The organism is Klebsiella sp. G-Nf4 (assembly GCF_002810615.1).
Taxonomy (GTDB): Bacteria; Pseudomonadota; Gammaproteobacteria; order Enterobacterales; family Enterobacteriaceae; genus Klebsiella; species Klebsiella variicola.
Genome location: NZ_PION01000009.1, coordinates 1 through 12,362 on the forward strand (window position 1 = coordinate 1; position 12,362 = coordinate 12,362).

17 protein-coding genes are annotated in these 12,362 nt (G+C 53.5%); 6 read left to right on the top strand and 11 right to left on the bottom strand.

Annotated elements, in window-relative coordinates; genetic code table 11:
- The first annotated feature begins 529 nt into the window (after positions 1 to 529).
- The gene (locus CWM57_RS18115; protein WP_008807065.1) at positions 530 to 1,084 is read left to right on the top strand and encodes a gamma carbonic anhydrase family protein; all 555 of its coding nucleotides are present in this window, start codon (positions 530 to 532) and stop codon (positions 1,082 to 1,084) included.
- On the opposite strand, the gene CWM57_RS18120 is transcribed toward CWM57_RS18115, so the two are convergent.
- Genes CWM57_RS18120 through dprA form a run of 6 tightly spaced genes read right to left on the bottom strand, consistent with a single transcriptional unit; the run spans position 1,060 to position 4,851 of the window.
- Complete coding sequence (locus CWM57_RS18120; protein WP_008807064.1) at positions 1,060 to 1,317, bottom strand: DUF1488 domain-containing protein; 258 nt, start codon at positions 1,315 to 1,317, stop codon at positions 1,060 to 1,062. The two genes, CWM57_RS18115 and CWM57_RS18120, sit on opposite strands and share 25 nt — an antisense overlap.
- Entirely contained in the window at positions 1,314 to 2,132 is an 819-nt protein-coding gene (gene aroE, locus CWM57_RS18125; RefSeq protein WP_008807063.1) for a shikimate dehydrogenase, read from the bottom strand. Before aroE ends, CWM57_RS18120 begins: the two co-directional genes overlap by 4 nt.
- Positions 2,133 to 2,135: 3 nt before the next feature.
- Complete coding sequence (tsaC, locus tag CWM57_RS18130; protein ID WP_008807062.1) at positions 2,136 to 2,708, bottom strand: L-threonylcarbamoyladenylate synthase type 1 TsaC; 573 nt, start codon at positions 2,706 to 2,708, stop codon at positions 2,136 to 2,138.
- 4 nt (positions 2,709 to 2,712) lie between these two features.
- Entirely contained in the window at positions 2,713 to 3,255 is a 543-nt protein-coding gene (locus CWM57_RS18135; RefSeq protein ID WP_088717625.1) for a type I DNA topoisomerase, read from the bottom strand.
- A 26-nt stretch (positions 3,256 to 3,281) separates the two neighbouring features.
- Positions 3,282 to 3,755 carry a DUF494 family protein Smg gene (gene smg / locus CWM57_RS18140; protein ID WP_008807060.1) on the bottom strand — a complete coding sequence of 158 codons (474 nt, stop codon included), beginning with the start codon at positions 3,753 to 3,755 and terminating at the stop codon, positions 3,282 to 3,284.
- Complete coding sequence (dprA, locus tag CWM57_RS18145) at positions 3,727 to 4,851, bottom strand: DNA-protecting protein DprA (RefSeq protein WP_088717623.1); 1,125 nt, start codon at positions 4,849 to 4,851, stop codon at positions 3,727 to 3,729. The genes smg and dprA overlap by 29 nt, the downstream gene beginning before the upstream one ends.
- Positions 4,852 to 4,979: 128 nt before the next feature.
- Between dprA and def the strand changes: the two genes are divergently transcribed.
- The 5 genes from def to mscL all read left to right on the top strand — a co-directional run bounded on the left by def (position 4,980) and on the right by mscL (position 9,743).
- The gene (gene def, locus CWM57_RS18150) at positions 4,980 to 5,489 is read left to right on the top strand and encodes a peptide deformylase (RefSeq protein ID WP_008807058.1); all 510 of its coding nucleotides are present in this window, start codon (positions 4,980 to 4,982) and stop codon (positions 5,487 to 5,489) included.
- Positions 5,490 to 5,503: 14 nt separating this feature from the next.
- Positions 5,504 to 6,451, top strand: a complete 948-nt coding sequence (fmt, locus tag CWM57_RS18155; RefSeq protein ID WP_088717622.1) for a methionyl-tRNA formyltransferase — start codon at positions 5,504 to 5,506, stop codon at positions 6,449 to 6,451.
- 52 nt (positions 6,452 to 6,503) lie between these two features.
- Positions 6,504 to 7,799: a 16S rRNA (cytosine(967)-C(5))-methyltransferase RsmB gene (rsmB, locus tag CWM57_RS18160; protein WP_100676586.1), complete on the top strand. Its 1,296-nt coding sequence runs from the start codon at positions 6,504 to 6,506 to the stop codon at positions 7,797 to 7,799.
- Positions 7,800 to 7,812: 13 nt separating this feature from the next.
- The gene (gene trkA / locus CWM57_RS18165) at positions 7,813 to 9,189 is read left to right on the top strand and encodes a Trk system potassium transporter TrkA (RefSeq protein WP_061153140.1); all 1,377 of its coding nucleotides are present in this window, start codon (positions 7,813 to 7,815) and stop codon (positions 9,187 to 9,189) included.
- Positions 9,190 to 9,329: 140 nt separating this feature from the next.
- Positions 9,330 to 9,743: a large-conductance mechanosensitive channel protein MscL gene (gene mscL, locus CWM57_RS18170; protein ID WP_004145325.1), complete on the top strand. Its 414-nt coding sequence runs from the start codon at positions 9,330 to 9,332 to the stop codon at positions 9,741 to 9,743.
- Here mscL and CWM57_RS18175 read toward each other — a convergent pair.
- From CWM57_RS18175 to CWM57_RS18195, 5 genes are all read right to left on the bottom strand, one after another.
- Positions 9,679 to 9,957: an alternative ribosome-rescue factor A gene (locus tag CWM57_RS18175; RefSeq protein WP_071993293.1), complete on the bottom strand. Its 279-nt coding sequence runs from the start codon at positions 9,955 to 9,957 to the stop codon at positions 9,679 to 9,681. The genes mscL and CWM57_RS18175 overlap by 65 nt on opposite strands.
- Before the next feature lie 57 nt (positions 9,958 to 10,014).
- Positions 10,015 to 10,443 (bottom strand): Zn(2+)-responsive transcriptional regulator, encoded by a 429-nt coding sequence (gene zntR, locus CWM57_RS18180; protein ID WP_074387083.1) that lies wholly within the window; start codon positions 10,441 to 10,443, stop codon positions 10,015 to 10,017.
- Between the two features lie 2 nt (positions 10,444 to 10,445).
- Positions 10,446 to 10,814, bottom strand: a complete 369-nt coding sequence (locus CWM57_RS18185; RefSeq protein WP_074387082.1) for a DUF1992 domain-containing protein — start codon at positions 10,812 to 10,814, stop codon at positions 10,446 to 10,448.
- A 107-nt stretch (positions 10,815 to 10,921) separates the two neighbouring features.
- On the bottom strand, positions 10,922 to 11,308 hold the full coding sequence (gene rplQ, locus CWM57_RS18190) for a 50S ribosomal protein L17 (protein ID WP_002919206.1): 387 nt from the start codon (positions 11,306 to 11,308) through the stop codon (positions 10,922 to 10,924).
- A gap of 40 nt (positions 11,309 to 11,348) precedes the next feature.
- On the bottom strand, positions 11,349 to 12,338 hold the full coding sequence (locus tag CWM57_RS18195; protein WP_002919219.1) for a DNA-directed RNA polymerase subunit alpha: 990 nt from the start codon (positions 12,336 to 12,338) through the stop codon (positions 11,349 to 11,351).
- Positions 12,339 to 12,362 lie beyond the last annotated feature (24 nt).

A 12,362-nucleotide genomic window follows, 5' to 3' on the forward strand; every position in this document is an offset into this window, starting at 1 on the left:
CATGTGTTAGGCCTGCCGCCAGCGTTCAATCTGAGCCATGATCAAACTCTTCAATTTAAGTTTGATGCTCGTGAATTAAACTTCGTAATGAATTACGTATGTTCACTCAGAGACTTGGTATTCATTTTTCGTCCGAGGACGTTAAGAATCCATGTCACTTTGAGTGCCCACACAGATTGTCTGATAAATTGTTAAAGAGCAGTTGCGACGCGCTTTAGCGCTCTGTCGCGAGGTGGCGTATATTACGCTTTCCTCTTTCAGAGTCAACCCTGAATTTCAGGATTTTTCTCTTCAACCGAACTGGCTGTTTGTGTGAAGTGATTCACATCTGCCGTGTCAGTGGGAGCGCATTATAGGGATCCCATTTTTTTGCACAAGCCTTTTTTCGATCTTTTTTTTCTGAATGGTGATTTTTCACCCTTTTCGTCGCGTAATTGCACGATTTGCTCAATTTTCACCGTTTTCAGGGGTTGCACAGGGAGATAAAAGCCACCAAAGTCTTCTTACATTCCGGTATTTTGAGGTCTATATGTCTGCTCAGCTGCGCCCCTATAAAGCATTTTTCCCACAAATCGGTCTTCGCGTCATGATTGACGCATCCAGCGTTGTCATCGGTGATGTCAGAATTGCCGATGATGTCAGCGTCTGGCCTCTGGTGGCCATTCGCGGCGACGTCAACTATGTATCGATAGGTCAACGCAGCAATATTCAGGACGGTAGCGTTCTCCATGTGACCCATAAGTCCTCTTATAAGCCGGAGGGAAATCCGCTGATCATTGGTGAGGATGTAACTGTTGGTCATAAAGTGATGCTGCACGGCTGCACTATCGGCAACCGCGTGCTGGTTGGTATGGGTTCGATCTTATTAGATGGTGTCGTCGTTGGCGATGACGTCATGATTGGTGCAGGCAGTTTGGTACCGCAGAACAAACAACTGGAAAGCGGCTACCTTTACTTTGGCAATCCGGTCAAACAGATCCGCCCCCTGACGGAGACGGAACGGGAAGGACTGAAGTATTCAGCAAATAACTATGTGAAATGGAAAAATGAATACCTGGATCAGGATAACCAGATCCAGCCCTGAGCATCTTCCTGACCATCGCGGATCAATGCTTCCACCTCTTCCTCTAGATCCCAACGATGTTCCTGGAAGGCGGCCAGCCACTGCGCTGGCCCCTCTGCACCAAAACGCTGCTGCAGGCTCTGTCCTGAAATTGCGCAGGTTAATTGCATCCCATTGACCAGCACAGGAAAAACCACACCCTGCCGTTCGGCATCCCATGATTCCCGGTCAGGAAACTGAATCGCCTGATTCATGCATTCAGTTCCTGCTGCAGCGTTTCGATGACCGGAGCGATAGCCGGCAGGACGCCGTGCCATAGCAGAACAGCATGGGCGGCTTGCGCCACCAGCATTCCCAGCCCATCAGCACAGTGGACTGCGCCATACTGCTGGCACCAGTGAAGAAACGGTGTTGGCCCTTTCTGGTAAAACATGTCATAGCAATACACGTCAGCGTGGACAACAGATGCCGGGATAGCCGGTACATCACCGTCTATTCCACTGGACGTCGCATTGATGATCAGATCGAATGTTTCCCCGGATAAGGTATCCATCTCTCTTGCGCTGACGCTACCGGTATGGGCGAAGAGAGTGGCTAACTCATGGGCACGAGAATAGGTTCGATTCACGATCGTGACGGCACATCCCAGCGACAGAAGCGGCAAAAGAACCCCGCGTGATGCGCCACCAGCGCCTACAAGCAGGATCCGCTGGCGCGGCTTAATGAACCCCAGGCGTTCCAGATCGCTCAGGAGGCCAATACCGTCGGTGTTGTCCCCCAGTAAACGGCCATCTTCCAGGCGTTTCAGGGTATTTACTGCTCCCGCCAGCGCAGCGCGTTCTGTCAGCTCGTCCGCGCGCGCAAAAGCTTCCTCTTTAAAAGGAACGGTGACGTTGGCCCCCTTTCCTCCTTCTGCAAAGAACTGATTCAGAGAAGAGACAAAATCGTCCAGCGGCGCCAGCACACGTCCATAAGGATGAGTAATCCCTAACTGGCGGGCAAACAGCTGATGAATAGAAGGCGATTTGCTGTGCGCGATCGGATTACCAAAAACGGCATAGGTTTCCATGGTTCACCCCTGGCGGAACAGTTTACCCGTCAGGGCATCACGGATTTCAGATGGATTTTGCCGTCCACCTGTGGCGCCATCCACAACCGGGAAGCTGTCACCAAACTGAGCATGAACCTCTGCGGTGGTACGACACGGTGGTTGCCCGGTGAGATTGGCGCTCGTCGAGACCAGCGGTTTTCCGTAAGCTTCGCACAATTCAATCACCAGCGGATGGTTGGTCACGCGTACGGCCAGCGAATCAAAACGCCCCGTCAGCCAGCGCGGCGTTTCAGGACGCGCCGGGAATACAAACGTCACCGGTCCCGGCCAGCAGGAAAAGATAGCGTCCCGCTGCGAGTCACTTAACCGTGAATCATCAACATAAGGCTTCAACTGCTCAAAGCTGGCGGCGATAAGGATCAATCCCTTGTCAACAGGACGCTGCTTCAGCTCCAGCAGACGCATGACGGCCGTTTCGCTGTCTGGATCGCAGCCAACGCCAAAAACGGCTTCTGTGGGGTAGGCGATGACATGTTCATTTTTCAGTACCGCCACGGCATGGGCGACGGTTTCTGAGGGCAGGTTATTATTCACTGATTTATTCCGCCGGGATCGGCTTTCCACATTGTTTACTGGCGCAAAAGCGTTTCACGCCCTGCGCCGTCTTCTTTTCAATTAACAGCGGGTAATGGCATTCAGGGCATTCGCCCGCTACCGGTTTAAAATTGATAACGAACTGGCAATCAGGGTAGCGATCGCAGGAATGAAAGGTTTTACCGAAACGAGAGCGACGCTGGACCAGATGCCCTTGTCCGCATTGCGGACAGGCGATAGCGGTCTCATCGGGTTTATCAATCAGCTCGGTATGCTCGCATTCAGGATAGCGACTGCAGCCGATAAACATACCAAAGCGCCCCTGGCGTAACACCATGACAGCGCCGCAAGATGGGCACTCCTGTCCCTCCAGCACCTTAACGATATGACCGTCCGCCTGACTTTTCAGGGGACGGATATAGTCACAGTCCGGATAATACGAACAGCCGAGAAACGGGCCATGTTTCCCGGAACGGATCACCAGTTCAGCCCCGCACTGCGGGCAGGGCTCATTTTTACGCACCGAAAACAGTGCTGATTTGGTCATAACAACTCGATGTTGCTGCAAAAAGATTAATGCAGCATACCTTCATTTACTTCGAAGAGTAATTCTTCCATTTGCTGATAGGCGTTTTCACAACCCGGAATGTTGAACAGTACCATCAGGATGACCCATTTCAGGTCTTCCAGTTCAAATTCTGCTGTATCCAGCGCCAGGACGCGCTCTATCACCATTTCTCGCGTTTCGAGGTTCAACACCTGAATCTGCTCGAGGAAGAGTAAAAATCCCCGGCAACTGGCATCCAGACGCTGGCACTCCTCTTCGGTATACACCCGAAGCGACAGCGGGTCGGAAGCGAGCTGCATGGGTTCAACGAGACCTTCCTGATAATCAGCCAGTTTCTCGAGCCACATTAACGCGTTATAGATATCTTCCCGCTCAAAACCCGCATCGGTAAGATCCCGCGTCAGTTTGTCCTGATCCACGCGCATTTCTGCTTCGTTATGGATGTAAGTTTCAAACAAATACATGAGTACGTCGAACATGGCTTGCCCTCCTTAATCGGACATAGCCGCCGGGTACAGCTGCGATCCAGCCTGCTAACTCCAGTTCAAGTAGCTGAGCTACGGTTACTGGCACAGATTGGCCGGCACGTTCAGCGACAACGTCAACAGGTGTTACCTCATCTCCTACGTTAGCCAGGAGCTCCGGAAATGGCAATGCTACAGACGGCTGATCGGCGCAATTATTTATCGAATCAGACGTATCAGTAAGCCAGGCCAGCTCGGTTTGCCAGTACTCCACGATATCCTCTGGCGAGGTCACCGGTACCGCGCCTTGCTTGATTAACCAGTGCGGGCCTTCAGATCCCGGGTTACCAATCGGGCCTGGCAGGGCGAACACATCTCTTCCCTGCTCCAGGGCGCAGCGGACGGTGACCAGCGATCCGCTTCTCAACGCCGCCTCAATCACCAGCACGCCCAGACTTAAGCCGCTGATAATACGGTTACGTCGGGGAAAATGAGCGGGAAGCGGCGGCGTAATGAGTGGAAATTCAGATACCAGTGTACCGCCATGGTCGATGATCTGTTGGGCGAGGTTTGCATGGCGCCGCGGATAAACCTGTTCCAGCCCGTTGCCCAGCACCGCGATGGTTTTCCCCTCTACAGCCAGCGCGCCGCGGTGCGCGACCCCATCAATGCCTAACGCCAGCCCACTGGTGATAGTGATCCCTCTACGCGCCAGCGTTTCGCTGAACAGTTTTCCCCAGCGAGCGCCATACCAGGAGTGCAAACGGCTGCCAATAACGGCAAGCTGTGCGCTGTGAAGCAGGGCGGGGTCGCCATTGACCAGCAACGCGCCGGGGTAATCAGCGATAGCCCTTAGCCGCAACGGATAGCGCGGATCGTCGGCCCGTAACAGATGATGATCCGGGTGTTCCAACCAGCGCCGCGTCTCGTCAAGCTCACGCTCGTCAAACCGTAAAAATGGCTTCGCCTGCGCCGCAGTCATCCCAACGGCATGCAGCGCTTCACTATCAACGGAAGCGGCTGCGCATAACCGCTGCGCGATATCCAGCATCCTGTCGCCATACAAATTACTGACCTTCATCAGCCGCAGCCAAATCTCGTCGGGCGTCATCCTTACCCCCTGCCATAAGCGGCATTGACAATCTTTGCGATTGGACAGTGAGACTGTCAATTGCAGGGGGTTTTGTCTAGAATAGAGCTAATAATCTTATCAACTCCTGAATACGACTCTGGAACTTTATGGCAGTTTTGCAAGTGTTACATATTCCGGACGAGCGCCTTCGCAAAGTCGCCGAGCCGGTCAAAGAAGTGAATGCGGAAATTCAGCGTATCGTCGATGATATGTTCGACACCATGTACGCCGAGGAAGGCATCGGTCTGGCCGCAACCCAGGTCGATATCCATCAGCGCATCATCGTTATCGATGTGTCGGAAAACCGTGAAGAGCGGCTGGTGTTAATCAACCCGGAGTTGCTGGAAAAAGACGGCGAAACCGGTATTGAAGAAGGCTGCTTGTCCATTCCGGAACAGCGTGCTCTGGTACCCCGTGCGGAAAAAGTGAAGATCCGTGCGCTGGATCGCGACGGTAAGCCGTTTGAGCTGGAGGCCGATGGCCTGCTGGCTATCTGTATCCAGCATGAAATGGATCACCTGGTTGGCAAACTGTTTATTGACTATCTGTCACCGCTCAAACAACAGCGCATTCGTCAGAAGGTTGAGAAACTGGATCGTTTACGTTCCCGTGCCTGATAACAAGGAATACCGTGTCACATTCACTACGTATCATTTTCGCCGGCACCCCCGATTTTGCAGCGCGTCATCTTGACGCGTTGTTGTCGTCTGAACATCAGGTCGTTGGCGTGTTTACTCAGCCAGACCGTCCCGCGGGACGCGGCAAAAAATTGATGCCGAGCCCGGTAAAAGTGCTGGCTGAAGCCCATGACGTCCCCGTATTCCAGCCATCGTCTCTTCGCCCGCAGGAAAACCAACAGCTCGTCGCCGATTTGGGCGCCGATATCATGGTGGTGGTGGCGTATGGTCTGATTCTGCCAAAAGCGGTGCTTGAAATGCCGCGACTGGGCTGTATCAACGTTCATGGCTCGCTGCTGCCGCGCTGGCGTGGCGCCGCGCCGATCCAGCGTTCGCTGTGGGCGGGCGATAGTGAAACCGGCGTGACCATCATGCAGATGGACGTCGGCCTTGATACGGGTGACATGCTGTATAAGCTTTCCTGCCCCATTACCGCTGAGGATACCAGCGGCAGCCTGTACGATAAGCTGGCCGATCTCGGCCCACAGGGACTGCTGACAACCTTAGCGCAACTGGCAAACGGGACGGCGCAGCCTGAAGTCCAGGACGAGTCACTCGTCAGTTATGCCGAGAAGCTGAGTAAAGAAGAGGCCCGCATCGACTGGTCGCTTTCCGCTGCACAGCTGGAACGTTGCATCCGGGCGTTTAATCCGTGGCCAATGAGCTGGCTGGAGATTGACGGGCAGCCGGTAAAAGTCTGGCGGGCATCGGTTATTGCCAAAGCCACGCACACCGAGCCGGGAACGATAGTGGCAGCAACCAAACAGGGTATCCAGGTCGCCACGGGTGATGGGATCCTCAGTCTGGAATCACTACAGCCCGCGGGTAAAAAAGCGATGAGCTCGCAGGACTTACTCAATTCCCGCCGGGAGTGGTTCATCCCAGGTACCCGTCTCGACTGACGGTCGTCTCTTCTAAGGCCCGGGTTAGCCGGGCATTTTTATTTTTGCGCTTATGAAAAACAAAATAAATTTACGCAGTCTGGCCGCCCAGGCTATCGAGCAAGTGGTTGAACAAGGTCAGTCTTTGAGCAACGTTCTGCCCCCTCTGCAGCAGAAAGTCAGCGATAAAGACAAAGCGCTGTTGCAGGAGCTGTGCTTTGGCGTACTGCGTACGCTCAGTCAGCTTGAGTGGCTTATCAACAAGCTGATGGCGCGTCCGATGACCGGCAAACAGCGCACCGTGCATTTTCTGATCATGGTTGGACTTTATCAGTTGCTCTATACCCGTATTCCTCCGCATGCCGCACTGGCGGAAACGGTAGAAGGCGCGGTGGCCATTAAACGCCCGCAGCTTAAAGGGCTGATCAACGGCGTGCTACGCCAGTTCCAGCGCCAGCAGGAAGCGTTATTAGCCGAATTTGCTGAGCATGAAAACCGCTATCTTCATCCCAAATGGCTGCTGAAACGCCTGCAGCAGGCCTGGCCGCAGAAGTGGCAGGAGATCGTCGATGCGAACAACCAGCGCCCGCCGATGTGGCTGCGCGTTAACCGCAACCATCATTCCCGGGATGAATGGCTTGCTCTGCTTAAAGAGGCCGGCTTAGAGGGCTTCACCCATCCTGACTATCCGGACGCCGTGCGTATGGCCACCCCTGCCCCGGTCCTTGCGTTGCCAGGTTTTGCCGAAGGCTGGGTCACCGTCCAGGATGCCTCGGCCCAGGGCTGTATGCGATACCTGCTGCCAGAAAATGGCGAACGCATTCTCGATCTCTGTGCCGCACCGGGCGGCAAGACGACGCATATTCTGGAGGTTGCCCCGCAGGCTCAGGTCATGGCGGTGGATATTGATGAACAACGTCTGTCTCGCGTCTATGACAACCTGAAGCGTCTGGGTGTAAAAGCTGAAGTGAAACAGGGCGATGGTCGCTTCCCTGAGCAGTGGTGTGGCAACGAGCAGTTCGATCGTATTCTGCTGGATGCCCCCTGCTCGGCCACCGGCGTCATTCGCCGTCATCCTGATATCAAGTGGTTGCGCCGGGATCGGGATATCGCCGAATTAGCCCAGCTGCAGGCCGAGATCCTGAATGCCACCTGGCCACATCTGAAGCCAGGCGGCACGCTGGTGTATGCTACCTGTTCTATTCTGCCGGAAGAGAATAGCCAGCAAATTGCCGCCTTCCTCGCGCGAACCCCGGATGCAGACCTTCACGCAACCGGCACGCCGGAGAGTCCCGGGCAGCAAAATCTGCCGGGCCCGGAAGAAGGTGATGGCTTCTTTTACGCTAAGCTAATCAAACGTCAGAACTAATGGGTCATTGCAGATGAAGATTATTATTCTGGGCGCCGGCCAGGTCGGCGGCACGCTGGCGGAAAACCTCGTCGGCGAGAACAATGATATTACGCTGGTTGATACCAATGGCGACCGTCTGCGCAGCCTGCAGGATAAGTTCGACCTGCGTGTCGTCCAGGGACATGGCTCTCACCCTCGCGTACTGCGGGAGGCGGGGGCCGATGATGCCGATATGCTGGTAGCGGTCACCAGTTCGGATGAAACCAATATGGTGGCCTGCCAGGTCGCCTACTCATTATTCAATACCCCAAACCGTATAGCCCGTATTCGTGCGCCTGATTACGTTCGTGATGCGGATAAACTCTTCAATTCTGAAGCGGTGCCCATCGATCACTTAATCGCCCCGGAACAGCTGGTCATCGACAATATTCACCGCCTGATCGAATATCCCGGCGCGCTTCAGGTCGTGAACTTCGCCGAAGGGAAAGTCAGCCTCGCCGTAGTAAAAGCGTATTACGGAGGTCCGCTGGTAGGGAATGCGTTGTCCACCATGCGGGAGCATATGCCGCATATCGATACGCGTGTGGCCGCTATTTTCCGCCACGATCGTCCTATTCGCCCACAGGGTTCGACGATTGTGGAAGCCGGCGATGAAGTATTCTTTATTGCCGCCTCGCAGCATATTCGCGCAGTCATGAGTGAGCTGCAGCGACTGGAAAAGCCGTATAAGCGTATTATGCTGGTCGGCGGCGGCAATATTGGTGCGGGTCTGGCCCATAAGCTGGAAAAAGATTACAGCGTCAAGCTTATCGAACGTAATCAGCAGCGAGCTGCTGAGCTTGCGGAAAAGCTGCAGCATACTATCGTCTTCTACGGTGATGCATCGGACCAGGAGCTGCTGGCTGAAGAGCATATTGATCAGGTGGACCTGTTTATTGCCGTCACAAACGATGACGAAGCAAATATTATGTCTGCGATGCTGGCCAAACGGATGGGGGCGAAAAAAGTGATGGTGCTGATCCAGCGCAAAGCCTATGTTGATCTGGTCCAGGGCAGCGTCATCGATATTGCGATATCGCCTCAGCAGGCTACAATTTCCGCACTCCTCAGCCATGTCCGTAAAGCCGATATTGTCGGCGTCTCCTCCCTGCGCCGCGGCGTTGCCGAAGCGATCGAGGCAGTCGCACACGGTGATGAAAGCACCTCGCGGGTAGTAGGACGTTCGATCGATGAGATCAAGCTTCCGCCAGGTACGATCATCGGCGCCGTCGTGCGTGGCAACGACGTTATGATCGCGAATAATAATCTGCGGATCGAGCAGGGCGATCATGTGATCATGTTTTTGACCGACAAAAAGTTTATTTCCGATGTAGAAAGGCTGTTCCAGCCAAGTCCTTTCTTCCTGTAATTCCCAGGGCGCCGGACAGGCGCCTTTTTATTATCCCTTATTATTCAAAGGTTAATAATTTGCGGTAACTATCTACTGGTAATGGCAAATGAAAATACATTTGTTAAACTTACATCGTCAGCTGGCACAAGGAGAATAAAATGAGTTTTTTAAAAGAGTTTCGCGAATTCGCGATGCGCGGGAACGTTGTCGATTTGGCAGTGGGTGTGATCATCGGTGCAGCATTCGGTAAAATTGTTTCATCGCTGGTCGCAGATATTATTATGCCACCACTCGGCCTGTTGATTGGCGGGATCGATTTTAAACAGTTTGCCGTCACGCTACGTGATGCCCAGGGCGATGTCCCTGCTGTCGTGATGCATTATGGGGTATTCATTCAGAACGTTTTCGATTTCATCATCGTCGCGTTTGCCATCTTCATGGCGATTAAACTGATGAATAAGTTAAATCGTAAGAAAGAAGAGGCTCCGGCGGCGCCGCCAGCTCCTTCTAAAGAAGAAGTCCTGCTGAGCGAAATTCGCGATCTGCTGAAAGAACAAAACAACCGTTCTTAATCAGCACAGAAAGCAGAAGGCCAGTGGTAAAAAAGCGATTCGCTTGCTTGCCACTGGCCTCCCGGTCAATCCTTCCTGCATGTTTATCTTTACGTTGATAGCTTCCTTTCCCTTTCTTGTTTTTCTCTACACGCTGCCTGAATAACGGATCGTGGAGAAGTGCCTCAATGGCGTTATCTTTGATTTGCCCTTTGGTATGCTGATAGCGACTCATAGTAACTCCAGTGCATGTGTGAATTCCGCGCGAGTGTAGATCCACGCGATGAAAAAATCAACGGCCCGTAGTACCGCCATTGCTGGCGCCTTGTTCAAGGGCCTCAAGGATCGAACAATAAACACTACTGTGCGCAGTCCCACAGCAGGCATCATTAAGCCGCTGCAGAGAGCGACGCATCGTCTGCAACTCTTTGATCCGCGCCTCGACTTCGCTTAATCGCGCCTGAACGATCCCTTTCGATTCCTGGCAGGTATGGTGCTCCGGATCGATACGGATCGACAATAATTCGCGGATCGCTTCCAGAGTGAAGCCCAGCTGACGGGCATAGCGAATAAAGCGTAGCCGCTGAAGATCGTTATCCGAGTAAAGACGAAATCCCCCCTCGGTGCGCACGTCATGATCCATCATTTGCTGTTTCTCATAATAACGGATGGTATCTGGCGTGACGTCAGCCAGCTTAGCCAGCTCACCAATACGATACATATTTACTCCTGATTCATTCTTTGTAGCAAAGCATCGGCATACTCACCGCGTAAAAAGTCGGTGCTCAGGCCAGCCTGACGAAGCTTCAGTTCGAGCAAGGCAAGCCGTTTACTGAGTTCAGCATGACGCGGATCGTCCTGACGGACGCCCTTCAGTAAATCAGCCAGTGCCACCGCTTCCCTACGCTGCTCCAGCTCCGGGGGGAGGCACCCAGCATTCTTCAGAAGGCGATAACCTGCCCGCAGCTCCGTCGGCACATGTGAATCGTCATCGAGAGTCAGCGGTTCGCCGCTGCCGGGTAAACAATCGAACTCACCTTTAGCTTGGGCATCGAGGATATGGCGTTCCGCCCACTGATCCAGTAACCACATTCTACGGCTCCGGGGATGAACAAAAAGAGTACAGATAGTGTAGTGAAGTGGGGATAAGGTAGATATAAAAAAACCCGCCGAGGCGGGTTTTTTTACGTTACTACAGATTACTCTGCAGCAGCTTCTGCTTTCGGCTCAGCACGATCAACCAGCTCGATGTATGCCATCGGCGCGTTGTCGCCTGCACGGAAGCCACACTTCAGAATGCGAGTGTAACCACCGGCGCGGCTCGCGAAACGCGGGCCCAGCTCGTTAAACAGTTTTGCCACGATCTCGTTATCACGAGTGCGGGCGAATGCCAGACGACGATTAGCAACGCTATCAGTCTTGGCAAGAGTAATCAGCGGCTCAACTACGCGACGCAGTTCTTTCGCTTTCGGCAGGGTCGTCTTGATGATTTCATGACGAACCAGCGAACCTGCCATGTTACGGAACATAGCCTGGCGATGGCTGCTGTTGCGGTTCAGTTGACGACCACTCTTACGATGGCGCATGACCTTATCCTTCTCAGTAAAACCTTAACCTGTGATCCGGTTACTCGTCAGCAATGCTTGCTGGTGGCCAGTTTTCCAGGCGCATGCCCAGAGACAGTCCACGGGAAGCCAGCACGTCTTTAATCTCAGTAAGAGATTTTTTACCCAGGTTCGGCGTTTTCAGCAACTCAACCTCGGTACGCTGTACCAGATCACCGATATAGTGGATAGCTTCTGCCTTGAGGCAGTTAGCAGAGCGGACAGTCAATTCCAGATCGTCAACAGGGCGCAGCAGGATCGGATCGAACTCTGGTTTCTCTTCTTTCACTTCTGGCTGACGTACATCACGTAAGTCAACAAAAGCTTCCAGTTGTTCAGCCAGAATGGTTGCCGCACGACGAATCGCCTCTTCAGGATCGATTGTGCCGTTGGTTTCCATTTCGATGACCAGCTTGTCCAGGTCGGTACGCTGTTCTACACGCGCAGCTTCAACATTGTAGGCAATACGCTCTACAGGGCTGTAGCAGGCGTCGACCAGCAGACGGCCGATTGGGCGCTCATCTTCTTCCGAATGAATTCGGGCAGAAGCCGGCACATAACCGCGACCGCGCTGAACTTTGATACGCATGCTAATAGCAGCGTTCTCATCAGTCAGGTGGCAAATCACGTGCTGCGGCTTGACGATTTCGACATCACCGTCGTGGGTAATGTCGGCTGCAGTCACAGGGCCAATGCCAGATTTATTCAAAGTAAGGATGACTTCATCTTTACCCTGAACTCTCACCGCCAGCCCTTTCAGGTTGAGCAGGATTTCAAGGATGTCTTCCTGAACGCCTTCTTTGGTGCTGTACTCGTGCAGTACACCATCAATCTCAACCTCGGTCACCGCGCAACCCGGCATCGATGAGAGCAGAATACGGCGCAGTGCGTTACCCAGAGTATGGCCGAAGCCACGCTCTAAAGGCTCAAGGGTCACCTTGGCGTGCGTCGAACTCACTTGCTCGATATCGACCAGGCGCGGTTTTAGAAACTCTGTCACAGAACCCTGCATTGTGTCCTCTCTTTGGTACTAAGC